This window comes from Microbacterium gawkjiense, from assembly GCF_031932225.1.
GTDB classification, from domain to species: Bacteria; Actinomycetota; Actinomycetes; order Actinomycetales; family Microbacteriaceae; genus Microbacterium; species Microbacterium gawkjiense.
On the sequence record NZ_JAUZVV010000002.1, the window covers coordinates 944,477 to 966,745 of the forward strand.

A 22,269-nucleotide genomic window follows, 5' to 3' on the forward strand; every position below is an offset into this window, starting at 1 on the left:
GTCGAACCCTTGTAGGACGAGCTAGTCCCCACGGCTAGATGCCTTCCTTGACAGCGCCAAATGCCCCAACGAGTTCTGCCTTACCACTGGCGCTGACCATGGCTTCGAACTGGTTGAGAATCTCCGATGCGTCAGTGGGCTGCAGTGTCGTTAGCGCCGAGACCTTCAGCTCGGAGGGCTTGATTCGCTTGAGCGCGTTCACCACCGAGTCGACGGCGCCAGCCTGCACTCGCGATATGCGCAACATAGCGATGATCCCCTGCGCCTGCCGCGCTGGCTCGTCCACAACGACGCCACCGATGTAGGACACGAGACGCGTTGCGTTCGACTGTTCGAGTTGCCGAAGCATGTCGTCGCTCACGCGGCGCGCCTCACCAGGCGAGCGAGAAAGGAGCTGCGTGGCCATGTCTCGGATCGACTCGGGAAGTGCATCAGACTCGAGGAACACGCTCTTGAAGCTTGCTGCGAAAACGAGGTACGGCGCGATGTCCTTCTTGGCGAGAGCAGGTGAGAGGCGGGCCCATCGAACCAATCCTTCGCTAAATTGAGGGTTCGCTTCGGTCGGTACGGGCTGTGTAAGTTTTGTGACCTTGGCACCCGAAGTCATTTTGCCCTCCACGGGCGACTCGCCCAGAATCTCTCCGTCCAGCTGGTCATCGGCTGCGGGCTTGGAGGTGTCGCCTGCGGTGTCGTCAGTCCCGTCCGTGGCCTGCGGTGTACCGGCAAACGCCTCGAGGGCCTTAAGGTTTGTCCGCAGCGTGCGCTGCCGAAGCCAGTCTGTCAGGGTCTGAAAGTCGTCGGGAAAATACTGCTCAAGCACCATGAGCTTGGCGATCATGGCCTCGTCCAGTGAGATGCCGCGCTTGGAAGCGATCGAAAGTCGCACGGACAGGTCATTGAGGAACCGCTTGATTCGTCGGGGATTGCCGCGGGTCTTCTCGTGGACGATGGGGCGGATACGCGCGGCGTTATTGCGCTGCTCGACGAAGTCGTCGCGCTGCAGCGACTTGACGGATTCCAGGGTGGCGGCTGCTCGGCGGGCCTTCGCCACCTCCGTGACAATGCCGTTATATTCAACGTCGTCGGGCACGAACGAGCGAATCTGAAGCAACACGAGGTACGCCTCCGTGTCGAAGTCGCTGAGCGCAGGAACGGGTACGGAGGTCTGCACGATCTTGTGGAGATACAGACGAGCCGGGGATTCCTCGCCGATTTCACCGTCATCCGAAAAACGAGTCGCGATGGCTTCCGCGACACGTTCTTCGTCGGCGGCGATAACGAACGACATCTTCGGCACCGACAGGAAGAGGCGAATCGTCTCGAGCGTCTCAACCACGGTCTCTGGGAGGCACCTATCGAGGTCATCGACCAGCACGACGACGTTCTTGATTGAGGCGAGACCTTCGGATTCCAGGAGCTTCTCAAACTCGGCTCGGAACTGCACCATGTCGGTGATCGGCTCGGGTTGTTCCTCGCCCTCGACTTCACTCTTCGGCTTCACGAGATCGAGCACGCTCTGGACCGATGGGAGGGTGACCGTGATAGCCGACGTGGCTGCAAGCTTCATCGCCTTTGTCCAGTCGACGCGCTTGACGAGCCGCTTGAGAAGCGACTTTGACTTTTCGCCGAGCCCGTCCTCTGGAAGTGCCGCCTCAATCGCCGCGAGGATTTCGCCGATGAGCGATTCCTTTATCCCGAGCTGCGGGTCATAGCGCCAGGGGTCGGTTTCGATGACAATACGGGTCGACTCCGAGCCGTCTGCTGGACGCAGTTGGCGTCCAATCAAGCGGAGGACGGATGTCTTCCCACTTCCCCAGCTACCGGAAAGACCGAGGGCGATGGGGTCGAGGCGAGGATCAAGCACTGCGTCCACGACGGTCGATGCGACAGCATCGAAAGAAAGCAGGTCAACTTCCGTTGGCTCATCTAGGAGAAGCGGATAGCGCTTCGAATTGGTACTGCTTCCCTTTGTGCCAGTCACGCTCAATCCCCCAGTGAAGCCCAACCGAGTTTCCTCATCGAACTCGAACAAACATTCGAGCATTTGCAGGTACGCCGCCAAGCGCCTCACTGCCGCCGACAATGCCGGTGGGCGCTCTGTGATCGACAGTAGCGGCGATCATCCGACGGTGGTCATCGGATAGAGGCAACACGCATCGTGACTGAAGACTGTCGGGGAGGTGCGTTAACGTGATCTTGTGCCCCGCCTCTCGTGGAATGAGATCACCGTCCGTGCGGCACGCTTCGCCGCGGAGTGGGACGGCGAGGTGCGCGAACGCGGAGAGTCGCAGAGCTTCTGGACACAGTTTCTCGAAGTGTTTGGCATCGACCGACGCCGCGCAGGAGGCTACTTCGAGTATGCGGTCCGCCTCTCCGGCAGAGGGCATGGCTTTATCGACATGTTCCTACCCGGCAAGTTGCTCGTCGAGCACAAGAGTGCCGGCCGCGATCTAGCGAGGGCGCAGGGTCAGGCGCTCGGGTACCTCGACGGCATTCCAGATCACGATCTCCCGGTAGCAATCGTGGCTTGCGACTTCCAGAACTTCCAGTTCCTCGATCTCGACACCCGTGAGGTGAGGTCGTTCCCGCTGTCGGAGCTGCAGCACCACGTCCGACTGTTCGGGTTCCTCATCGAGGAACAGATGCGCATGATCGAAGAGGCCTCGCCGGTCAACCGCGACGCCGCTGAACGGATGGCTCGACTCCATCAGGCGTTGTATCACTCTGGCTACGTCGGCCATCGACTCGAGCTGTTCCTCGTTCGACTCGTGTTTTGCCACTTCGCCGACGACGCTCAGATCTTCGACCAAGGCACCTTCGAGGCCTATCTACGAAATCGAACCAGTCCCGATGGCTCAGATGTAGGGCCTCGCATTGCGAAGTTATTTGAGGTTCTCAACACTCCCCCCGAACAACGTTCAATGACCCTCGACGAGGACCTCTCGGCATTCCCCTACATCAACGGCGGACTCTTCGCTGAGACAATCCCCATGCCCGACTTCAACGGGACCATGCGACACCAGTTGCTGCTTACGACGCGGCCCGACTGGTCCAAGGTTTCTCCCGCCATCTTTGGCTCGATGTTCCAGGGAGTGATGGACGCGGAAGCGCGACATGACATCGGTGCCCATTACACAAGCGAGGAGAAAATTCTCCATGTCATCAAGCCTCTGTTTCTCGACTCGCTCTACGCTGAGTTCGAGGCGATCCCCTACAACCGCAATCGTCTGTCAAATCTCCACAAATTCCACGACAAACTCGGTCGTCTCGGGTTCCTCGATCCGGCCTGCGGGTGCGGCAACTTTTTGATCATCGCGTACCGGGAACTGAGGCGGCTCGAGCACCGAGTGCTAGGCGAGATCCAAGGCGACAGGGTTACGCTCACTGACGTCGCCGATCTCCTCAAGGTGCGTGTCGAGCAGTTCGGTGGCATCGAGGTTCTGGAGTTTCCGGCGCTCGTCGCTCAGACCGCACTTTGGCTCACGGACCACCAAATGAACCTCGAGGCCTCCGAACGCTTCGGGATGCCGTACGCGCGAATCCCGCTGACGGACGGTGCGAACATTGTGTGTGCTGACGCGCTCAAGGTCGACTGGGACAAGGTCCGCCCCGCTGCCGAGACCGACTACATTCTCGGCAACCCCCCGTTTCTGGGTAGCCGCACGATGGACAAAGAGCAGAAGGCGGAGCTGCGGAAGGTTGCTTCCGGGCTTCGTGAGGCCGGATTCCTGGACTTTGTTGTGGCGTGGTACCTGCTCGCCGATCGATACACAGCCCTCAACCCTGACATCCGCGTTGCATTCGTTTCGACGAACTCCATCAGTCAAGGCGAGCAGCCGGGCATCTTCTGGCCAGGGCTCCTGGCGAACGGCCAGCACATTAACTTTGCTCACCGCACCTTCATCTGGACTAACGACGCTCGTGGCGTCGCGCACGTTCACTGCGTTGTCGTTGGGTTCTCGCGCCAAGCCGATAAAGTCAAGCAGCTCTACTCCTACGAGAACGGCCGCGGTGAGCCGATCCTCGAGCTCGTCCCGTCAATTAGTCCGTATCTCATTGCTGGCGATGAGTACGTGGTCCGGACCCGGCAAGCGCAGATCAGTGGTGCTCCCCAGATGTCATTCGGGAACATGGCGGCCGACGGCGGCCACCTTCTCATGACGCGAGACGAGCGCGACGCCCTACTTGCGCGAGAGCCGACGGCTGGTGACTGGATCCTTCCGTTCCTAGGTGCCCGCGAGTTCATTCAGGGTCAAGAGCGGTACTGCCTGTGGCTAGAAGGCATTACCGCCGGACAGCTTCGCTCGATGCCAGCCATCTACGAGCGGGTCGCAGCCGTGCGTGAAGTGCGCGCAAAGTCAGCCCGACCTCAGCTCGCGGACATCCCACATCTCTTCGCGCAAGTTACGGTGCGGCCGATCAAGCCGTTTCTCCTAGTTCCGCGCGCCTCCTCCGAACGACGCTCGTACGTCCCGATGGGCTTCTTCGACGGCGGCGTGATCGTCTCGGATGCTTGCCTTGCAGTGGAGGGAGCTTCGCTCTACGACTTTGGAATCTTGACGTCTCGGATGCACATGGACTGGCTACGTACGGTAGGCGGCCGCCTGAAGAGTGATGTGCGGTATTCGAAAGACATCGTCTACAACAACTTTGTGTTCCCCTCCGTGTCGGACGACCAGCGCGCACGAGTGGAGCTTCTCGCTCAAGCAGTGCTCGATGCGCGCGCATCGCACGTGACGGACACGCTCGCTGACCTATATGACCCCACAGTCACGCCGGCGAACCTGGCAGCCGCGCACCGCGCGATCGACACATATGTCGATCGCCTCTACCGGGCGGAACCGTTCGAAGACGGCGCTGCTCGCGTTGCACACCTGCTGGAGCTACACCGGTCGATGGGCAGGTAATGCAAACTCGCAACGACGCCGAGTATCGATGCGAGCGAGGTTGACCTCATGACTTACACGGTCGATGTGCACGCCCAGGACGCGAGCGTTGGGCGAGTGGAAGGGGTGCTTGCCGCGCTTACTGCCGCGTGTGTCGATGCTGCGAGCTTCAGCCACGTCGACGTCGCTGTGGCCTATGCAAGCCCCCAGGGAGTCCTCTTGCTGCAGGATCGTCTCCAGCTGAACGAGTTTTGGATCGCAGCGGAAAAGCGCTTCCTCGTGAGTATCGACTTTGGTTTCACCAATCCGAAAGCACTCACCCTCATAGCGGGCATCCCAAACGCCGAGGTCAGAGTGCCAAGTGGCCGCGCCACGCTTGCGTCCCAGACCTTTTCTCCGCCAACCCCGTTTCACGCGAAGGCTTACTTGTTCAGAGAAGCAGGATGGGCGGGGCAGAGTTCGCTCGTGATCGGCTCCGCCAATCTCACAGCGAGCGCTCTTGCGACCGGATCCGAGGTCGCCCTTCGCACTTCCTGGACCGGAGCACTGAACGAGGCGGATCTGGAGATGCTCTCCAGGGCCCGGCCGTTTCTGAATTGGTTCGATGATGCATGGGCAGCTGCCGATCCCCTCGCCGACATCCTCGATGAGTACGAAAGCCGGTTCAGCCACTACCCGGGCCCACCAGCTCCGCCAGAGGAAAGCGCACCCGACGTGAGTCGGTACTTGATACCGCCACATTCGCAAGAGGTAAGTGGTGCACTTTCGGTACAACTTGCGAACGCTCGAGCTCTGTGGGTTCGTACCGACGAGCTCTACCACAACTCGGGCCCCCACCGTCCTGGCAACCAGTTGGACACGCCCCGTGGCACACGGGTGTTCTTTGGTTTCGATGCTGAGCGGGTGCCAGTCAATTCCAGATTCGGCGAGATCGAGATAACGGTACCGGGGCACAGCCCAGTCTTACGCTCCGTCAGATTCGGCAACAATGCAATGGACAAGATCAACCTTCCGGTTCCGGGGACGGACGGACCCGATTCGTACGATCACTCTTTCCTCGTGTTCAAGCGACTCAGCAGCGACGCCGGAGGCCCACGTCGCTTCTCGCTCATCGCCACAGACAAGAACGGACTCGCCGCGATCATCGACAGTGCGCCGCACGCGGTCGAACTTCGAATGGGCTCCGGGCGCGAGTACGGACTGATCTTCTAGGCCAAGAATTGAAGCGGATGACGGAGTGTGAGCAGTTGAACAAAAACGTCAATGCTCATAGTTCATTGCGCAACGAAGCATGGTGGCTCGATCGAACCTGAGACTACCGTTGAGGCATCGAGCTGATGCAAGGGAGAGGAAGTCCATGACACTGAGTAACGAAGGCGAACTGGCACGGGCACTCGACGTTCCAGACCTTCGCAACCTCAGCGATGAGAAGAAGCTGGAAATCGCCGCGATGATGGACGACATCGCCGAGCCGCTGCGCTCACAGCTCTACGATCTCATCCCTGGACTTCGTGATGCTGCGCTCGAGGCGGTGACCGCGTTCGAGCGGATCTACGGCCTCGAACTCGACGCGAACGACAAGAATCAGAAGCGTCTACACGATTCGCTCGAAAGCACGCGTAGTGCGATCCGTGACCGCCTCCAACGCGAAGAATTGTCTGCCGAACAGGAAGCGACGCTGCTCGCAGCACTCGCGCGTGTCGACGAGCTGGCAGCGAGGAAGGACACAGAAAACAAGGCTTTCATTGCGGATCAAGCGCGCGAAACGCGGCGTGGAGTCGCACTCGTGCAGATCGGCGTCCCGATCGCGACCGCGATCGTCGTGCTCGGCGCGCAGGCGCTATTGAAGAGCGGCAATCTCCGCCTGCCGAGATAGATGCTCCATCGCGGCGAGAGGCCCGCGGACGCCTAAACAACCCTCACCTGACTCTGAGGTCGCTGGACTGGCGGGTACGTACCTACCTTCTCGGCAGCGAATAGTGGCGCGGATCGATAAGTCGCTCCGAGCCCTAGACACCTAGAACGCCGGAAATAGGACGAAAGGACAAACGACGCTCCACTCGCCATCGAAGATGTCCTGGGCGAGCTCGGAGCGATGCGGCTCAAATCGAACGCAGTGGCGAGCGATGCAATCGCGGGTCTTTCGGCGAGTCAGTGCACGGTGCCGGTGAAGCTTAGATCTGCCGCTGTGGCTTGAGGGTTGATCGAACGCACAAAACCCGGTCGACCGGTTAGGCGACGAAGGATCGCTTTACGATCGCTCGCCGATCTGCCAGGACGCGTGTCCACACCGTTCGGAGCACAACGCGATGACGCGCTCACCGCTCAATCAGGGAGATGAAGCGAACATTCGGTGCCCCTGGAGGGACTCGAACCCCCAACCGTTTCCTTAGGACGGAACTGCTCTTCCATTGAGCTACAGAGGCTGGCCCGTCGAGTCTACCGATCCCCCGACGTCGGGTAGGTTCGCGACATGACCGTCCGGCGCGCACTCCCCCTGCTCGCCGCGACCGCATTGTTGCTCGCGGGATGCGCCGGCCAGCCGCCACACGACCCGCCCGCAGGGCCTCAGCTGCCGCCCGTCGGTTTCCAGCTCGACTACCAGCTGGGCGGCGCTTACGACCCGCCCAACGACGTCGACGTCGTCGTACGCGACCGGGCCGCGGCATCCGTCGATCACCTCTACTCCGTCTGTTACGTCAACGGCTTCCAGACACAGCCGGGTGAGCTCGATGTCTGGCCCGATGAGCTCCTGCTCCGCGATGACGAGGGCGAGCCGGTCATCGACCCGGACTGGCCGGACGAGGTCATCCTCGACACCCGCAAGGCGGACGAGATCGCGAAGATCGTCGGGCCGTGGGTCCGCGACTGCGCGTCCGACGGGTTCGACGCCGTCGAGTTCGACAACCTCGACACCTACACCCGCACCGACGGCGCCCTCACCCGGGACGACGCGCTCGACCTCGCGACCCTGCTCGTCGACACGGCCCACGACGTCGGACTCGCAGCCGGTCAGAAAAACGCGGCCGAGGATGCCTCCCTCCTCCGCTCGCGCGCCGGCTTCGACTTCGCCGTCGTCGAGGAGTGCGCGGCCTACGAGGAGTGCTCCGCTTACACCGAGGTCTACGGCGACCACGTCCTCGCGATCGAGTACACCGACAACCTCCCCCGGCCGTGGGACGAGGTCTGCGCCGACCCGGAGACACCGGCATCCGTCGTTCTGCGGGACCGGGATCTCGTCACGCCCGATGATCCGGCGTACGTGTTCGAGACCTGCGGCTGAACGTCGCGGCTATTCGTCGGCGAACTCTGACCGACCGATGTAAAGCGTCGTGAGCTTCAGCGCCTTGGCAACCGCGTCGAGGAAGTCCTCGTTCGTGAGGAACCATTCCTTTCCTACCTCGCTGCGGTTGAGGCCACGACGCCGCGGATTGCCGTGTCCCGCGGTGTCGAGAAGCTGATGGAACATTCGCTCCGTGTGAACGAGCTCCGGCGTCTCGACGGAATAGACGCGAAGGAGCGCGAGCGGCTCCGGCATGTGGGCTCTGGCCCCACTCGAGTGCTGCTTGATGCGGGCGCTGACATCCTCGGCGCGCCCGACCTTGATGAGTGTGTTGCCCCGCGCTTCATCGACGGGGCTCTCGAGATACCAGCCATAGGAGAACGCATAGATCCCGGGAACCCCACGAAGCCGCTCCAAGGTCGAGAGAGCGTCGCGTTCCTGCTGCTCGTTGTCCTCGACCTCCTGAACGGTCGGCTCAGCGTCCAACTCGGCTGCCTCGACCGCAGATCGATGCGCCAAGAGAAGCTGCATGGCGTCGCGAGACAAGACGTCACGCCCGGCTTTGACCAGAGAGTTCAGCGAACTGAGCGTCGCCTTCCGAAGCGTGGACCCGCCCGGCACCTTGCCGTGCAGAGCAGCGTTGGCGTACGTCCGGTAGGAGTAGACAAAGCCCACGGTTGCGACATTGAGCTGCTGAGCGATCGCGTCGGGCGCGAAGCCCTGCTCGTCCAGCCGGAACACCTCGCCGAGCCGTCCGTCGTTGTTTCGTATGAGGTTCGCGATCTCTTCCGTCGGGCTCAACGGCGGCACCGCTTCGGCAGCGTCATAGGGCATGTCTGTCACAAGGCGAGGTTACGTCGTACTTCCCCCGCACTCACCTCATCGGGCGATGCACCCCACCACCCCGTCTGCCAGACTGCCCCCATGCGCCGCGCCTCGACGATCCTCGCTCTCGCCACCACGGCGCTCCTCACGGTGGGATCGCTCACGGCGTGCTCGGCCATGGAGATTGTCGCGACGAGTGAGGAGCCTGCCGCGACCCCCGCAGCACCCGAGTCCGCTGACGCCGCCGGCCCCCACGCCCCTGACGGGGAGGGCCTCCCCTCCGACCCGGTCTCGCCCGCGGAGTACGCCGACACCTACATGCAGGCGAACCCGAACCACATGCTGCATCGTGACCTCGACGGCATCCTCGAGTACTACCGCGCCGCGGCGACGGCGTTCCCCTTCCCGCTCCCCGCCGGGTACTCCTTCCCCGTCGACCCGGGCTACTACGACCGCCCCGAAGACGGGCCTAACTGGGCCGAGGTCGTCACCGCCAACCGCATCTGGAGCTACTTCGAGTACGCCAACGTCGACGCCGCCCGCGCCGCCTTCGATCGGGGCGATGAGGATGCCGCCATCGGCTACCTCGACGTCATCCGCGACGCCTACCTGTCGAACGCGTTCCCGAACAACTACGAAGGCACGTCGCCCGAGGACTGGTATGACGGCGTCTACAGCGGCATGCGCGAGGGCGACTTCACCCTGCAGGAGAACTTCATCTTCAACCCGTTCCCGTGGAAGCCCGGTCAGTCCTGACGCGTCACCCCGTCGGAGGTTGCTCGCCCTCGCTCTTGCCCCACCCGGTCTCGCGTCGCAGCTGCACGAACCCGGCCACGATCAGACCGAGCGCTACGGGGATGAACAGCAGCTTCACCCACCACTCCGCGAAGTTGAAGAACAGCACCGGCGCCACTCCGGCGAACGTCGCTCCGATGAAGTACCAGAAGGCGACAGGTACCTCAGCCTTCTCTTCCGTCATGGTTCACTCCTTCCGCGGTTCGAGGCTAGGCCTGGCCGCATACGGCGGACCTCCCCCGCGCGACGGATTCAGTCGGCTACGTTGCGCTCCTGCTGCATCATCTGCTCGAGCTCGGCGATCCGCTCGCGACGGTCGTCCGCCGACGCCGGGTGCAGGTCCCGCAGGAAAGCGTTGAAGATGGCGTCCGCCGCCGACTCGTCGACCTCCAGGCGCGCAGCCATCGCGGCAACAGCTTCGTCGTCGGTCATCGTCCCCTCGAGTGCGGCGACGATGTCCGGGAGGCGGGATGCGGCATCCGACACCGCGCGTTGCTGGTTCAGTTCCTGCGTCATCTCCCGCAGCGACCAGCCCGAATCCTCCCACCTCTCGCTCGGACGAACCGCCTCGATGGATTCGACGGTGACGGTGATCGGCAGCGGCTCACCCATCACCCGAAGCGGCACCAGCCACGCGCGCAGGGTCGCTTCGCCCGGCTGCAACTGCGCCCACGATTCCCGGTCGATCACGACCGGCACGCGCGCGTACTCACCGGGATCGAGCGCCACCGCCGGCGTCCCGGAGGTCGCCATCCACATCATCATCGTTCGCGACTCTTCCGGCCCCGCCACCGCACCGACGACGTGGAACGTGTCGCCGTCAGGTTCCCACCGCCGCTCGCCCTCATTGATGATGTCGATCGCGAAGCCGTCGGGCCCGGCATCCGGCCGCTGACCTGCCGGCCACCGCAGCGCCAAGCCCCGCCGCCGCTCGGCGTAGCTTCCGCGAAGCCGCGCGGGGCTTTCCTCGGCCCAGACGCTCTCGCCCTCGTGGACGGTACCCACCCACCACGTCTGACGGTCGGCGTCCGCCGGAGCGCCGATGACGGCGCCCGACTCCTGTTGCCGGAGGATCCGCCACCCCTGCGCCACCGGCACCGGAATCGGGTCGGCACCGCACCTGCGCACGAGGTCGACGAACGGTTCGCCCTCACCCTCGAGCGCAGCGGGATCGACAGCGTGATGGTGGAGTCGCGGCAGCTCATCCTCAGGATCCATGCCGTCATGCTCCCACGCGCGCAATCCCTCCCTCACGCCGGCAGGCGCCGCCGCCGCACCACGAAGCCGACCCCGACCGCAGCCATCACTAGCAGCGCGATGCCGGCCCACATCCAGCTCTCGTACGAGAGACCCACCGGCGGCGCGGCATCCCGCACATTCTGCGCGAACCGGGCCGACACGATCTCGGCCGCACGGTCGATCGGCGTCGCCACGCGGATGTCGTCGAACCGCGCAGAACCCACCGGCGTCACGACCCCGGCATCCAGCGTGTACCAGGCGGCGATCGTCGGATCCTCGATGACCGTCACGCCCCCAGCGACCTCGGTGAGTGCCGCGGCGGTAGCGGCATCCCCGTCGACTCCGGCGAACGTCGCGTCGGAGTCCGGCGTCTCACGCCACACCCGGTAGACACCGACGGCCTCACCCGACGCGGACAGGACCGGCGCCACCCACTCGTCCATCGCCGACACCGGGTCGCCCGCCTCCCCCGCGATCAGCGACGCGCTCCACGCGTGCACCCGATGCACGGTGCCGAAGGATGCCGCATCCGGCACGTGTTCGAGCTCACTGGCCTCGTCCGCCCCGAGCTCGACGGCGTTCTCGACCGAGAACGCGGCGATCACGTCGGCAGGAGTGTCACCGTCGGCAGCGGATGCCGCGGGTGCCCCGGCGGCCAGCAGACCCAGCATCGCCACGACTGTCGCGGCGATCCGCCACCGCCTCGTCCCGCTGCTGGCCATGCGTGCCCCTTCGCCCGAGCGATCCCCTCCGCTGAACGTAGCGCGCGGGGATCGGGCGCGGGATCACGGTTCGGCGGCGAACCGTTGAGCGCGAATTGCCGCGTTCCGGTGGGCCGGGTTAGCGTGCAGTGTGCGCACGGGGGTGAAAGTCGCAGCTTTGGCGACTGCAGGTTCAATTGCTGTCCTCTCGGTGACGGCGTTCACGGTGTCGCTTATCAGCGGGGCGGCAGACTCTGTCATCGTTGTTTCGCCACCGGCCCCGACGTCGGATCCGAGGACACCAGCCCCTTCTGAGGTGTCCGCGGAACATGCTGCCTACACCGATGCCGTTGCGTCGTTCGATCGACCGATGCCTGACGGTTACAGCTTTCCGGAGGGTCTCGAGGGTGCCGAGACGGCGGAGAAGTGGTGGTGGTGCGCCAATCTGCATGGCGCGTGGCACGCCTATTACCGCGAAGACGACGAGCCGCGGGCGATCGAGTACCTCTCGCGAATCAAGGACGTCGACCCTGGTTCCTTCGGCAAGTACGACGACTGGGTCCTCGAAGACGGCACGATCTCCATCGTCAGCCGGAATGTCTCCTTCATCGATGGCGGCGTCGACGGGTACTACCTCGAGGAGAACTCCAAAGGCTGTTATCGCTGGGCCCGCGATATTGGCGGCGAGATGTGGCCGACCGAGCTCTCCGGCTGAGGAACATCGCCTCAGACCACGAATCGAAGACCAAACCTAAAGGGTGTAGGTTCACTCCTCGTGCCCCGTGCGAACCTCTCCACCGACGCTCTGACCCGGGCGGCGCTCGACCTCATCGACGCCGACGGACCCGACGCGCTCTCGATGTCGGCGCTCGCGCGACGCGTCGGCGTGCAGGCCGCCAGCCTCTACGCGCACGTCCGCGACCTCGCCGCGCTCCGCAGCGCCGTCCAGGCCGCCGTCTTCACCGAGCTCGCCGACACCATCGGCGAGTCCCCCACCCTCCGCGACCTCGCGGACGCGCAGCGCACCTACGCCTTCGCCCACCCCGCGCGCTGGGCGATGATCTCGCAGCCGGTCGAACGCAACGAGATCACCGAGCCGGCGGCATCCCGCATCTCGGCGCTCGTCGTGGGATCGCTCGACGACTACGCCCTGCCCGAGAGCGAGACCGTCCACGCGGTGCGCTTCGCGAGCGCCACGATCGCCGGCTACCTCGCCCTCGAATCCGCCTCGTCGTTCGCCCACCGCGACGAGACCACCGACACCTCGTGGAACCGCGCCCTCGACGCCCTCGACCGCGCGCTCCGCACCTGGACCACCGAGGACCCCTCATGATCGACATCACCCTCGACACGACCACCGTCCGCGGACTCGCCGAGCTCGAACCCACGAGCCGCGGCCTGCGCCTGCACCGCCTGCCCGCGTGGGTCCGCACGCAGTACCCCGAGCCGCAACTGCTCGGCGTCGAGGCGCAGCCCGCCGGCGCACGCATCGCGATCCGCACCGCGGCATCCCGCCTCGACCTCGACCTCCACTCGACCCGCACCACCTTGCGCGGACTCTCGCGCCCGCGCGGACGCGTCGACGTCCGCATCGACGGCGCCCTGCACGCCAGCGTCGAGCTCGACGGCGGCGACATCGTCGACACCGACCCGGCCACCGGCATCCGTCAGCTCGTCGACGGACCCGTCCAGCGCATCACCGTCGACGGACTCGACCCGCGCGACAAGCTCGTCGAGCTCTGGCTGCCGCACAACGAGACGATCGAGCTGCTCGCGCTGCGCGCCGACGCCCCCGCCTCGCCCGACACGACCGCCCGCCCGCGCTGGGTGCACCACGGCAGCTCGATCAGCCAGGGCTCCAACGCGACCCAGCCAAGCGCCACCTGGGTCTCGCTCGCCGCGCGCCGTGCCGAACTCGACCTCCGCAACCTCGGCGTCGGCGGCAGCGCGCAGGTCGACCCGTTCATGGCCCGCGTCATCCGCGACGCTCCCGCCGACGTCATCAGCGTCGCGCTCGGCATCAATGTCGTCAACGCCGACGCGATGCGGCTGCGCGCGTTCGTCCCGACGATCCACGGCTTCCTCGACACGATCCGCGACGGCCACCCCGTTACGCCCCTGCACCTCATCACGCCGATCTGGTGCGGCATCCACGAAGACACCCCCGGCCCCGGCATCATCGAGCCCGAATCGTTCGCCACCGGCACGCTGCTCTTCGGCGCGGCCGGCACCCCCGGCGACACCGCCGGCGGACGCCTCACGCTCCGCGTCATCCGCGACGCCCTCGCCGACGTCCACGCCCGCCGCGACGACCCGAACCTGCACCTCGTCGACGGCCTCGCCCTCTACGGCGAAGCGGATGCCGCCACCCACCCGCTCCCCGATCGACTGCACCCGAGCCCCGAGGCGCACCGTCTCATCGGCGAGCGCTTCGCGGACCGCGTTCTTCGAACCGTTTGAGGATCGCGTCTGCGGCCGATATCGTGCGGGGATGAGCGCCGCGCGGGGGACGAGACATCGGCGACCGGCATCCGGTCGAGCGGGCGTCGCTCTCCTCGCGATCCTGACCAGCGTGCTCGCGGGCTGCACCGTCGACACGTCGGAACCGGCGGCTGAGCCCTCTGCCGCGCCGGCTGCGTCCGAGGCGGTCACCGAAATGTCGAATGAGACGCGCGCCGAGCAGCAAAAGGTCCGCGAGACGTGCGCCGCATCGCCGGAGCGAGCCGATACCGGCCATCGAACCGGTGCTGACGGCGCGGTGTACGAGCGCGACGACGACGGACTGGCCACGATCTACGTGCTCGCTGCGAACGACACCCTGCAGGAGGTCGCCAACCGCTTCTGCCTCGACCTCGAGAAGCTTTACGAGACCTACGACCCGAACGCCACCACCCTGATCGCAGGCGAGCACATCGCGCTGCAGAAGGAGTCGCTCGCCGACGCCCGCCGCGCATCGGGCTACCTTTTCCCGGCGTGCCCGACCGACGAGACCGGCTATCCGATCGTCGCGTCCATCGGCTGGGAACCCCTCGGCGGGACCTCGTCGAAAGCCCGCGCGAACATCACGGGCGCGCCGACCGACACCGGCGTCGCCTACGGGGCCAAGGGCACGAGCCGCTCCGACGCCGCCGGCGACCTCATCGACTACACCGTCGCGGCCAACGACAACTGGCGCAGCATCCGCGACCGGTTCTGCTTCGACCTCTACTACCTGTCCTCGCTGACGGGCGAGTGGGGGGCCGAGCCCCCGGTCATCCACCCGGGCGACGTCATCCCGCTGCAGCCGCAGTACCTCGAGATCGAGACGGGCGCCCCGCCGGCCGACTGACCCTCAGCCCTTATAGGCGGCGAGCTGCAGCAGGTTGCCCACCGTGTCGCTGAACACGGCAGTCACGACCGGTCCGTGGTCGATCGGCGCCTGCGTGAACTCGACGCCGAGCCCCTGCAGCCGCTCGTACTCGGCCGGCACGTCGTCGACACCGAGGACGAAGAACGGGATGCCGTCCTCGAGCAGCGCGTCGGTGAACGGCGACACCGCCGGGTGACCCTTCGGCTCGAGTGACAGCTGCGTGCCGTTGCGCGAGGCCGGGTCGACGACGGTCAGCCAGCGGAACTCCCCCATCGGGACATCGGCGGCGACGGTGAACCCGAGCTTTTCGGTGTAGAACTCGAGCGCGCGCTGCTGGTCGTCGACGAACACGCTGACGGTCTGGATCTTCATGATTCTCCTGACGGAAGGGGCCAGCGTTCCGCGATCTGCGCGAGCGGCCGGGTGTCGATGGTGTGGAACTTGAACTTGCCGCGACGCTCACTGTGCACGAGCCCCGCTTCTTCGAGAACGGCGAGGTGCTGCGACACCGCCTGCCGAGTCGGGGTCACATCGCGCTCCGCCAGACGCACGCACAGCTCGAACAGCGTCTGCTCGTCACGCTCGGCGAGGTCGTCGAGGATCATCCGACGCGTCTCGTCGGCGAGTGCCTTGTAGACGTCGCCCATGCCGCGAGTATAGGCAAGTATCTACTTGCCTATCAAGACCCCACCGGATAGTCGACGTACGCGAACCGAGACCCGTCCGGGGTCCAGCTGTTCACGTTGATCGTCCCCTGTCCGCCGAACACCGTCGCGACGGTCTCGGGATGCCGCCAGTGACCGTTCCGAACGAGGCGCAGCTCGACCTCGAGATCGGCCGGATGCCCCTGGGTCCCCGGCGGGAAGCTGATGTAGACCGCGTCCCGGCCCGTCGGCGACGGGTGCGGGAACCAGTTCACGCAGTCGTCGAACGTCAGCTGCTCGAGCTGCGACCGGTCGCGGTGCATCCGCGCGATCTGGGCGTGCCCGGGCGTCTCGGAGAACTGTTCGGTGTTCAGGTAGATCCACGATCCGTCGGGCGCCCACTCGCTGCCGTCGGCGACCTCGCCCGTCGTGAGCGCCTCATCCTCCGACCCGTCGATCCGCGCGGTCCGCAGATCGGCCGACAGCACCCGCCCGTCGTCGATCGACAGCGCCGTGTACGCGATCCACGCGGCATCCGGGCTCACCCCGTGCAGGAAGTGCATGAACGGGTCGTCCGGATCCGTGATCCGCACGCCCTCTCCCCCAGCGCGCGGCGCACGGTAGATCTGGCCGTCGTTGGCCGACAGCAGGATGTCGGCCGTTCCCGGCACCAGCACATGGTCGTTGTTGATCGGTGGAATGCCGGTGAGCGGCACTTCGCTGAGGTCGCCACGGTCCGCATCCGCTTCGAGCGACCACAGCTTTCCCGCGCCGTTCAGCAGCAGACCCTCCGGCGACCAGTTCGGCGCCTCGAGCAGGATCTCGTCGGTCTCGAACACGATGCGATCCGTGCCCGTGACGACGTCGTACACGTGCACGCGGCAGCGCTGCCCGTCGAGGGCGAAGTCGCGCGGCGGAAAAACGGTGATGGCCATGCCTCACCGTATCCGGCGGTCAGTGGTCCTCGTCGAACCCCTCGTTCTCGGTGCGCATCTGCTCTATATGCGCTTTCGTGAGCTGATCCTTAGGCGTCTGCTGCACAACCGACCACTCCGGGTCGTCGGCGGAGCCCCCGAGGACGCACTCCTGGTAGTACTGCCCGAACTCGTTCTCGGCGAGGATCGTCACGTACCACTGCGGGTCGATCGTCCGCTCGTACGCGGTCGGATCCCCAACCTGCGTGTCGCCGGCGCCCAGACCGTTCCGCTGCTCGGCGGCGCACAACTGGCCCGCTTGCGCGGCGTTCATGCCCGCGGCATCCGGGTCGGTGCCGGTCGGCGGCTCGACGGGACGCGTCGCCGGCGGACCGTTCGGCGTCGGGGTCGCGCTCGGCGTCGGCGACGCGGAGGGCGTGGCCGACGCCGACGGCGCAGACGCGGTCGGTGCCGGAGACGACACGGATGCCGTGGGTGTCGGCACGGGCTCGGGGGCGCACCCCGCGAGCAGCAGCACCGCGACGGCGGCGAGCGCACCGGTACACGCGCCGGTCACCGGCATCCTCATCCGCGCCATCGTTGCCTCCCCGAGAGATCGAGGCTCCAGTGTCTCACCGGAGGTCGTCGGGGGTCTGATTCTCCTCGCGCGCGTTGAACCAGCCGAGCCACCCCGTCTCGGTCTGGACGACCTCGTACGGCTCGCACGCGAACACCGTCGTCGGCAGCGGCTCGCCGAGCTCGCCGTAGCGGTCGTCGAACGGCAGCGCCAGGCGCTCCTTCTTCTCACACCCCTCCGGAGCGCTGCCGCCCTCGACGGCGATGACGGAGTTGGTCTCGTTGTTCGTTGCGGTGTTCTTGATCTTCGTGGCATCCGCCGGGATCCACTCCGGCATGGCGACACCGACCCAGCCCTTCTCGGCGGCGGCGCGGTCGTCGAACTCCTCGGAGTGCACTTTCTCGAGCACGTCCATCGGGTTGCAAGCGGCGAGGGTCAGGGCGAGCAGCGGCGCGACGAGGCCGGCGGCAGCGGCGAGACGGAGACGGCGGGACGACGAGGACGTGATGCGGTGGGACATGACTCCAGCCAAGCCGGTGGCCCGCCGCGGGGAATCGGCCCGCGTGATGATCCGCGTACGCCGGGCGGATGATCCCGCGCGTCAACCGGTGGCCGAAGCGTTTCCAGCCTGTGACGAAGATGTGTCTTCTCTATGAGATAGGTTTGATGACTCAAAAGGTACGCGGGCGGATGGGGGTCCAGCCCGGATCTGGTCCGCCGTGCTTCTCCATCGCACCACCCTGGGGGTTCTTCATGACCACTACTCCGCCGCCCTACGAGGGCGCTCCCGCTCCGGCTACTCAGCTGACTCAGCAGGCACCGGCCAAGAAAGGCCGCAACACGGTTGGCATCGTTGCGCTCGTCATCGCGGCAATCGGCTTCATCTTCGCTTGCATCCCGGGCGCTCTCATCGTCGGATGGGTCCTGCTGCCCGTCGGATTCATTCTCGGCATCGTCGGACTCTTCATGTCCGGAAAGCCCAAGTGGCAGGCGATCACCGCGGTGATCGTCTCGATCGTCGGCACGATCGTGGGTGTGATCGTCTTCATGACCGTGGTCGCTACCGCTTTCAACGACTCGTTCGGAGGCTCCGAGTCGTCCGTCGGCGACTCGACGGTCGTCGAGGAGACCGACGAGGAGCAGCCTGCGGACACCGAGGAAGCAGCTGGCGATGAGGTCGGAACCCGCGCCAACCCCGCACCACTCGGTGCTCCGATCGAGGGCGAGGACTGGACGGTCGTCGTCAATTCCGTCGATCTCGACGCCAACGAGGAGGTCGCCGCGGAGAACGAGTTCAACGAGCCCGCCGACGAGGGCACCGTCTACATCTCGGTCAACGTGACGATCACTTACACCGGCAATGACCCCGACGGGCAGTCTCCCGCCTTCGTCGGGATCGACTACGTGACCGCAGATGGAGTCACCGTCGATGCATTCGAGAAGCTCGTGGTCGGTCCGGACGAGCTCGATTCCTTGAGCCCGCTCTACGAGGGAGCCTCGGCAACCGGCAACCGCACCATCCAGGTCCCCGCGCCTGCAGACGGCGTCCTCGCCGTCAGCCCGGGCATGATCGCAGACAAGATCTTCGTCGCGATCAAGTGACATCGCAGAAGTGATCGGGGGCCGGGCGGTTGTCCCGGCCCCCGATCACTTTCATCTGAACTCAGTTCTCCGCGGTTCAGATGACGCCCGCAGTTCGCTCCCGCGAACCTCCGTAAACCGTGTGAGTGCACGGGCAAGGTGTGTCAACGGTTGCAGGACGATCCGATTCTCGGAATCGTGGCCGGCTCACGCCCGCAATCCACGGAAGGGAGCATCATGCTCACTCTCACCGAGAACGCCAGCAGTGCCGTCAAGAGCCTCGCCTCGCAGATCCCCACCGAGACCGGTGGACTCCGTATCGCCGAGGCCGCCGACCCGCAGAACGGGTACGCCCTCTCCCTCGCCCCGGCCCCCGCCGAGGGCGACACCGTCGTCGAGAGCGACGGCGCCCGCGTGTTCGTCGACCCGGCCGCCGCGGTCGCGCTCGACGACCGCATCCTCGACGCCCGCGTGCAAGAGGACGGCGCCGTCGGCTTCGCCCTCGCGCAGGCCGTCTGAGTCAGAACTTCCCGAGAGCCCCGGACCGATCGGTTCGGGGCTCTCGTGCGTCAGGGCGGGGGTCAGAACGAGGCGCCGATGCGCTTGCGGAGTCTCCGCAGATCCACGGATGCCGGGATCGTCCATTCCCCGGCGCCGCCGTCGAACTCGACGCGCACCACCTGCGCGCGCTGGTCGATGTCGTCGAGATACGAGATCCGGAGCGCCTGCGATGAGACCGCGACGCCCGTCAGCTCGAGCTCACCGAGCGTGATGGTGCGGTGATCGACGATCGCTTCCGCCGAGATCTCCTCGCCGCGCGCCATCCCGTCCGCCGCGCCGTCGATCAACCGGAAGCGGCCGTGGATGAAGCGCGGTCCCCGGAGAGCCTCGCGCACTCCCACGACCGCCTCGCCGAGGAACTCGAGCACATCAGCTAACATCCGCCGATCCTCGCACCGATCGGCGTCAGCTCGTCACGCCATGCGGTCGACGCGCGCTTTCGCCTTCGCCGGGCGGGCGATCGCCTGCACACTCGCGACGATGCAGGCGCCGCTCGTCGCGAGGAGCACGACGGCTCCGATCAGCATCAGGACACCGAGCACGATCACGGGCATCGGGTTGGTGATGAACAGCACCCCGAGGATCGCGAAGCCCGCCGCGACGACGAGGAACACGAGGCTGATGAAGATCGCGATGAACGCGCCCGAGCCCATCTGCTTCCGCTGCATCGCTGCGTTCCGTTGTGCCTGGTTCGACATGGTGGCCTCCGACCCTCGATCGTCTCCTCACGGTACGGGCGCGGGTTGAGGCTATCCCAGGGGTTGCAATCTCGGCGGGAACACTCTTGAGATGATGGACGCGTGCGCCCCTCCCGTCTCTCCCGCGTCGCTCGCGGCGGAGTCGCGGCATCCGTCGCCACGTGGGCCGCACTGCTCTCGCACGTCGCCGCCGGCGGCGCGATGCCGGGCTGGCTCGGTGTCGCGGTGCCGCTCGTGCTCTCGTTCGCTTTCTGCACCGCCCTCGCGGGGCGCCACCTGTCGGTCGTCCGGCTCGCCGTCGCCGTGACCGCGAGTCAGCTGCTCTTCCACACGCTGTTCGTCGTCGGCGCCGTCAGCCCGTCGGGCGCGGCGCACGCGCATCACCTGCCCGTGATGATGGATGCCGCGGCCCCCGCCGCGATGCACGCCGACCCGCTCATGTGGGCCATGCACGGCGTCGCCGCGCTGCTCACCGTCGCGGTGCTGCACCGCGGCGAGCGCGCGGCCCGGCGCCTGCTCGCCGTCGCGGCGGACCTCGCCCGCTGGGCGCGGCGCCGCATCCTCGCCGCGGTCCTCGTTCTCGGCGCGAGCGGCCGGCCCGCGCTCGCTGCGGCACCCGCCGTCGTGCCGGTGCTGCGCTCGGTCACCCTCCGCGTCGCCGACGGTCGCGGACCGCCGCGCGCGCTCACGATCTGACACGCGCCGCCGTCCCGCTCTCGATGAGGGATGCCGCGGCGCGCCGCGCCGTCCGCCGGCGCGCTTCCCGCCGCCTCGGCATCCCTCTTCTTCTCGAAAGCGATCATGACCGCCACCCTGCCCACCCCTCCCACCTCTCCCCCGCGACCCGCGCGACGTCCCGGCTGGTTCGGTGCACTGCTCGTGCGCCTGCACTTCTACGCCGGCATCCTCGTCGGACCGTTCATCCTCGTCGCCGCGCTCAGCGGCGCGCTCTACGCGATCGCGCCGACGATCGAGCAGGCTGTCTACGCCCGACAGCTGCACGCACCCGCCACCGACACGCAGCTGACCCTCGGCGAGCAGGTCGAGATCGCCGAGGCGCACGTGGGCGACGCTGCGACGTTGTCGGCCGTCCGCCCCGCTCCCGAGCCGGGCGACACGACCCGCGTGATGTTCGCGCAGGACGGTCTCGGCGCGAGCGAGTCCCGCGCCGTGTACATCGATCCCGGTACCGGCGAGATCCGCGGGGACGAGACCGTCTACGGCACGAGCGGATCGCTGCCGCTGCGCACCGCGATCAGCACGTTCCACCGCAACCTGGGACTCGGCGAATCCGGGCGCCTGTACAGCGAGCTCGCGGCGTCGTGGCTCGGCATCGTCGTCGTGGCCGGGGTGGTCCTGTGGGTCATCCGCATCCGGGCGGCGCGGACGAAGCGGGACTTCGTGCGGCCCTCGCGAAAGCTCACCGGGTACCGCCGGGCGTTCAGCTGGCACACGTCGGTGGGCATCTGGGTCGCGCTCGGCGCGGTGTTCCTGTCGGCGACGGGCATCACCTGGTCGACCTACGGCGGGCAGAACGTCACCGACCTGCGCGCCGCACTCGACTGGGGCACCCCCGCGGTCGACGTGAGCCTCGGCGGAGCCTCCGGCGCGGGAGACGAGCACTCCGGGCACGGCGCGGCATCCGCTGCTCTCTCCGTCGACCCGCGGACCTTCGACGACGTGCTCGCGGCGGCGCAGCGCGTCAACATCGACACCGGGCTCGTGCAGATCACGCCGCCGACCGCGCCCGACCAGGCGTGGAAGGTGCAGGAGATCGACCGCGGCTTCCCCGGGCACCTCGACGCCGTCGCGATCGACGGCGCCACGCTGCAGCCGGTCGACCGGGTCGGCTTCGCCGACTTCTCCCTGCCGGCCAAGCTCGCCTCGTGGGGCGTGTCGATTCACATGGGCACGATGTTCGGCCTCGCCAACCAGATCGTCATGCTGCTGCTGGCCGTCGGCATCGCCGGCATGGTCGCGCTCGGCTACGTCATGTGGGTGAAGCGCCGCCCGACCAAGACCGCACGGGTCGGGATGCCGCCCCACCGCGGTGTGCTCGACGGCGCCCCCTGGTGGGGCGTCACCGCCGTCGTCGTCGGCGGGGTGCTGATCGGTCTCGCGCTGCCGCTCGTCGGCTGGACGCTCGCCGCGTTCGTCGTGCTCGACGTCGCAGTCGACGCAATGCAACGGCGGCGCGCGGCCGCCGCGTGAGGCGC

General features: G+C 66.3%; 25 protein-coding genes and 1 tRNA gene. 13 read left to right on the forward strand and 13 right to left on the reverse strand.

The window, feature by feature from the left end; genetic code table 11:
- Positions 1-34: 34 nt before the first annotated feature.
- Positions 35-2,062: a KAP family P-loop NTPase fold protein gene (locus Q9S71_RS12780; RefSeq protein WP_311862716.1), complete on the reverse strand. Its 2,028-nt coding sequence runs from the start codon at positions 2,060-2,062 to the stop codon at positions 35-37.
- A gap of 136 nt (positions 2,063-2,198) precedes the next feature.
- On the opposite strand from Q9S71_RS12780, the gene Q9S71_RS12785 reads away from it, so the two are divergent.
- From Q9S71_RS12785 to Q9S71_RS12795, 3 genes are all read left to right on the forward strand, one after another.
- The gene (locus tag Q9S71_RS12785) at positions 2,199-4,907 is read left to right on the forward strand and encodes a DNA methyltransferase (protein ID WP_311862718.1); all 2,709 of its coding nucleotides are present in this window, start codon (positions 2,199-2,201) and stop codon (positions 4,905-4,907) included.
- Between the two features lie 48 nt (positions 4,908-4,955).
- Positions 4,956-6,098: a hypothetical protein gene (locus Q9S71_RS12790; RefSeq protein WP_311862719.1), complete on the forward strand. Its 1,143-nt coding sequence runs from the start codon at positions 4,956-4,958 to the stop codon at positions 6,096-6,098.
- Positions 6,099-6,243: 145 nt separating this feature from the next.
- Complete coding sequence (locus Q9S71_RS12795; protein WP_311862720.1) at positions 6,244-6,762, forward strand: hypothetical protein; 519 nt, start codon at positions 6,244-6,246, stop codon at positions 6,760-6,762.
- Positions 6,763-7,240: 478 nt separating this feature from the next.
- Here the strand turns inward: Q9S71_RS12795 and Q9S71_RS12800 are convergent.
- Positions 7,241-7,312: transfer RNA gene (locus Q9S71_RS12800), tRNA-Arg, on the reverse strand.
- A 47-nt stretch (positions 7,313-7,359) separates the two neighbouring features.
- On the opposite strand from Q9S71_RS12800, the gene Q9S71_RS12805 reads away from it, so the two are divergent.
- Positions 7,360-8,169 (forward strand): endo alpha-1,4 polygalactosaminidase, encoded by an 810-nt coding sequence (locus Q9S71_RS12805; RefSeq protein ID WP_311862721.1) that lies wholly within the window; start codon positions 7,360-7,362, stop codon positions 8,167-8,169.
- Positions 8,170-8,178: 9 nt separating this feature from the next.
- On the opposite strand, the gene Q9S71_RS12810 is transcribed toward Q9S71_RS12805, so the two are convergent.
- Complete coding sequence (locus tag Q9S71_RS12810) at positions 8,179-9,003, reverse strand: GIY-YIG nuclease family protein (RefSeq protein WP_311863297.1); 825 nt, start codon at positions 9,001-9,003, stop codon at positions 8,179-8,181.
- 90 nt (positions 9,004-9,093) lie between these two features.
- Here Q9S71_RS12810 and Q9S71_RS12815 point away from each other — a divergent pair, with 90 nt between their 5' ends.
- Complete coding sequence (locus Q9S71_RS12815) at positions 9,094-9,750, forward strand: hypothetical protein (RefSeq protein ID WP_311862722.1); 657 nt, start codon at positions 9,094-9,096, stop codon at positions 9,748-9,750.
- A gap of 4 nt (positions 9,751-9,754) precedes the next feature.
- Here the strand turns inward: Q9S71_RS12815 and Q9S71_RS12820 are convergent, their stop codons facing one another.
- The 3 genes from Q9S71_RS12820 to Q9S71_RS12830 all read right to left on the reverse strand — a co-directional run bounded on the left by Q9S71_RS12820 (position 9,755) and on the right by Q9S71_RS12830 (position 11,750).
- Positions 9,755-9,973, reverse strand: a complete 219-nt coding sequence (locus Q9S71_RS12820; protein WP_311862723.1) for a hypothetical protein — start codon at positions 9,971-9,973, stop codon at positions 9,755-9,757.
- A 68-nt stretch (positions 9,974-10,041) separates the two neighbouring features.
- Positions 10,042-11,007, reverse strand: a complete 966-nt coding sequence (locus Q9S71_RS12825) for a hypothetical protein (RefSeq protein WP_311862724.1) — start codon at positions 11,005-11,007, stop codon at positions 10,042-10,044.
- A gap of 32 nt (positions 11,008-11,039) precedes the next feature.
- Entirely contained in the window at positions 11,040-11,750 is a 711-nt protein-coding gene (locus tag Q9S71_RS12830; RefSeq protein WP_311862726.1) for a hypothetical protein, read from the reverse strand.
- A 349-nt stretch (positions 11,751-12,099) separates the two neighbouring features.
- Here Q9S71_RS12830 and Q9S71_RS12835 point away from each other — a divergent pair, with 349 nt between their 5' ends.
- From Q9S71_RS12835 to Q9S71_RS12850, 4 genes are read left to right on the forward strand one after another with little or no spacing between them, the layout of a single operon-like run.
- Positions 12,100-12,444 carry a hypothetical protein gene (locus tag Q9S71_RS12835; protein WP_311862727.1) on the forward strand — a complete coding sequence of 115 codons (345 nt, stop codon included), beginning with the start codon at positions 12,100-12,102 and terminating at the stop codon, positions 12,442-12,444.
- Positions 12,445-12,504: 60 nt separating this feature from the next.
- Complete coding sequence (locus Q9S71_RS12840) at positions 12,505-13,062, forward strand: TetR/AcrR family transcriptional regulator (RefSeq protein ID WP_311862728.1); 558 nt, start codon at positions 12,505-12,507, stop codon at positions 13,060-13,062.
- The gene (locus Q9S71_RS12845) at positions 13,059-14,189 is read left to right on the forward strand and encodes a GDSL-type esterase/lipase family protein (protein WP_311862730.1); all 1,131 of its coding nucleotides are present in this window, start codon (positions 13,059-13,061) and stop codon (positions 14,187-14,189) included. The genes Q9S71_RS12840 and Q9S71_RS12845 overlap by 4 nt, the downstream gene beginning before the upstream one ends.
- A gap of 31 nt (positions 14,190-14,220) precedes the next feature.
- Complete coding sequence (locus Q9S71_RS12850; protein ID WP_311862731.1) at positions 14,221-15,057, forward strand: hypothetical protein; 837 nt, start codon at positions 14,221-14,223, stop codon at positions 15,055-15,057.
- A gap of 3 nt (positions 15,058-15,060) precedes the next feature.
- On the opposite strand, the gene Q9S71_RS12855 is transcribed toward Q9S71_RS12850, so the two are convergent.
- The 5 genes from Q9S71_RS12855 to Q9S71_RS12875 are packed head-to-tail and all read right to left on the reverse strand — an operon-like array spanning position 15,061 to position 17,733.
- Positions 15,061-15,450 (reverse strand): VOC family protein, encoded by a 390-nt coding sequence (locus tag Q9S71_RS12855; RefSeq protein WP_311862732.1) that lies wholly within the window; start codon positions 15,448-15,450, stop codon positions 15,061-15,063.
- Complete coding sequence (locus tag Q9S71_RS12860) at positions 15,447-15,725, reverse strand: ArsR/SmtB family transcription factor (RefSeq protein WP_311862733.1); 279 nt, start codon at positions 15,723-15,725, stop codon at positions 15,447-15,449. Before Q9S71_RS12860 ends, Q9S71_RS12855 begins: the two co-directional genes overlap by 4 nt.
- A 32-nt stretch (positions 15,726-15,757) precedes the next feature.
- Positions 15,758-16,657, reverse strand: a complete 900-nt coding sequence (locus tag Q9S71_RS12865; RefSeq protein ID WP_311862734.1) for a TolB family protein — start codon at positions 16,655-16,657, stop codon at positions 15,758-15,760.
- 19 nt (positions 16,658-16,676) lie between these two features.
- Positions 16,677-17,213: a hypothetical protein gene (locus Q9S71_RS12870; RefSeq protein WP_311862735.1), complete on the reverse strand. Its 537-nt coding sequence runs from the start codon at positions 17,211-17,213 to the stop codon at positions 16,677-16,679.
- Positions 17,214-17,268: 55 nt separating this feature from the next.
- On the reverse strand, positions 17,269-17,733 hold the full coding sequence (locus Q9S71_RS12875) for a hypothetical protein (protein WP_311862736.1): 465 nt from the start codon (positions 17,731-17,733) through the stop codon (positions 17,269-17,271).
- A gap of 233 nt (positions 17,734-17,966) precedes the next feature.
- Here Q9S71_RS12875 and Q9S71_RS12880 point away from each other — a divergent pair, with 233 nt between their 5' ends.
- Positions 17,967-18,815, forward strand: a complete 849-nt coding sequence (locus Q9S71_RS12880) for a DUF308 domain-containing protein (RefSeq protein WP_311862737.1) — start codon at positions 17,967-17,969, stop codon at positions 18,813-18,815.
- A 216-nt stretch (positions 18,816-19,031) separates the two neighbouring features.
- A complete protein-coding gene (locus Q9S71_RS12885; RefSeq protein ID WP_311862738.1) occupies positions 19,032-19,313 on the forward strand; it encodes a HesB/IscA family protein in 282 nt (93 codons plus the stop codon).
- Between the two features lie 62 nt (positions 19,314-19,375).
- On the opposite strand, the gene Q9S71_RS12890 is transcribed toward Q9S71_RS12885, so the two are convergent.
- Both Q9S71_RS12890 and Q9S71_RS12895 read right to left on the reverse strand, forming a co-directional pair.
- Entirely contained in the window at positions 19,376-19,735 is a 360-nt protein-coding gene (locus tag Q9S71_RS12890; protein WP_311862739.1) for a hypothetical protein, read from the reverse strand.
- A 33-nt stretch (positions 19,736-19,768) separates the two neighbouring features.
- Positions 19,769-20,053: a hypothetical protein gene (locus Q9S71_RS12895; RefSeq protein ID WP_064001545.1), complete on the reverse strand. Its 285-nt coding sequence runs from the start codon at positions 20,051-20,053 to the stop codon at positions 19,769-19,771.
- Positions 20,054-20,155: 102 nt separating this feature from the next.
- Here Q9S71_RS12895 and Q9S71_RS12900 point away from each other — a divergent pair, with 102 nt between their 5' ends.
- Positions 20,156-20,749, forward strand: coding sequence for a hypothetical protein (locus Q9S71_RS12900; RefSeq protein ID WP_311862740.1), 594 nt, complete (start codon positions 20,156-20,158; stop codon positions 20,747-20,749).
- Between the two features lie 30 nt (positions 20,750-20,779).
- A complete protein-coding gene (locus Q9S71_RS12905; RefSeq protein ID WP_422880356.1) occupies positions 20,780-22,264 on the forward strand; it encodes a PepSY-associated TM helix domain-containing protein in 1,485 nt (494 codons plus the stop codon).
- The last annotated feature ends 5 nt before the right edge of the window (positions 22,265-22,269 follow it).

Coding starts and splice junctions, on each gene's coding strand:
- Q9S71_RS12790 (WP_311862719.1), top strand. CDS start 4,956: ATGACTTACACGGTCGATGTGCACGCCCAGGACGCGAGCGTTGGGCGA.
- Q9S71_RS12795 (WP_311862720.1), top strand. CDS start 6,244: ATGACACTGAGTAACGAAGGCGAACTGGCACGGGCACTCGACGTTCCA.
- Q9S71_RS12805 (WP_311862721.1), top strand. CDS start 7,360: ATGACCGTCCGGCGCGCACTCCCCCTGCTCGCCGCGACCGCATTGTTG.
- Q9S71_RS12810 (WP_311863297.1), bottom strand. CDS start 9,003: ATGCCCTATGACGCTGCCGAAGCGGTGCCGCCGTTGAGCCCGACGGAA.
- Q9S71_RS12815 (WP_311862722.1), top strand. CDS start 9,094: ATGCGCCGCGCCTCGACGATCCTCGCTCTCGCCACCACGGCGCTCCTC.
- Q9S71_RS12820 (WP_311862723.1), bottom strand. CDS start 9,973: ATGACGGAAGAGAAGGCTGAGGTACCTGTCGCCTTCTGGTACTTCATC.
- Q9S71_RS12825 (WP_311862724.1), bottom strand. CDS start 11,007: ATGGATCCTGAGGATGAGCTGCCGCGACTCCACCATCACGCTGTCGAT.
- Q9S71_RS12830 (WP_311862726.1), bottom strand. CDS start 11,750: ATGGCCAGCAGCGGGACGAGGCGGTGGCGGATCGCCGCGACAGTCGTG.
- Q9S71_RS12835 (WP_311862727.1), top strand. CDS start 12,100: ATGCCTGACGGTTACAGCTTTCCGGAGGGTCTCGAGGGTGCCGAGACG.
- Q9S71_RS12845 (WP_311862730.1), top strand. CDS start 13,059: ATGATCGACATCACCCTCGACACGACCACCGTCCGCGGACTCGCCGAG.
- Q9S71_RS12850 (WP_311862731.1), top strand. CDS start 14,221: ATGAGCGCCGCGCGGGGGACGAGACATCGGCGACCGGCATCCGGTCGA.
- Q9S71_RS12855 (WP_311862732.1), bottom strand. CDS start 15,450: ATGAAGATCCAGACCGTCAGCGTGTTCGTCGACGACCAGCAGCGCGCG.
- Q9S71_RS12860 (WP_311862733.1), bottom strand. CDS start 15,725: ATGGGCGACGTCTACAAGGCACTCGCCGACGAGACGCGTCGGATGATC.
- Q9S71_RS12865 (WP_311862734.1), bottom strand. CDS start 16,657: ATGGCCATCACCGTTTTTCCGCCGCGCGACTTCGCCCTCGACGGGCAG.
- Q9S71_RS12875 (WP_311862736.1), bottom strand. CDS start 17,733: ATGTCCCACCGCATCACGTCCTCGTCGTCCCGCCGTCTCCGTCTCGCC.
- Q9S71_RS12880 (WP_311862737.1), top strand. CDS start 17,967: ATGACCACTACTCCGCCGCCCTACGAGGGCGCTCCCGCTCCGGCTACT.
- Q9S71_RS12885 (WP_311862738.1), top strand. CDS start 19,032: ATGCTCACTCTCACCGAGAACGCCAGCAGTGCCGTCAAGAGCCTCGCC.
- Q9S71_RS12890 (WP_311862739.1), bottom strand. CDS start 19,735: ATGTTAGCTGATGTGCTCGAGTTCCTCGGCGAGGCGGTCGTGGGAGTG.
- Q9S71_RS12895 (WP_064001545.1), bottom strand. CDS start 20,053: ATGTCGAACCAGGCACAACGGAACGCAGCGATGCAGCGGAAGCAGATG.
- Q9S71_RS12905 (WP_422880356.1), top strand. CDS start 20,780: ATGCCGCGGCGCGCCGCGCCGTCCGCCGGCGCGCTTCCCGCCGCCTCG.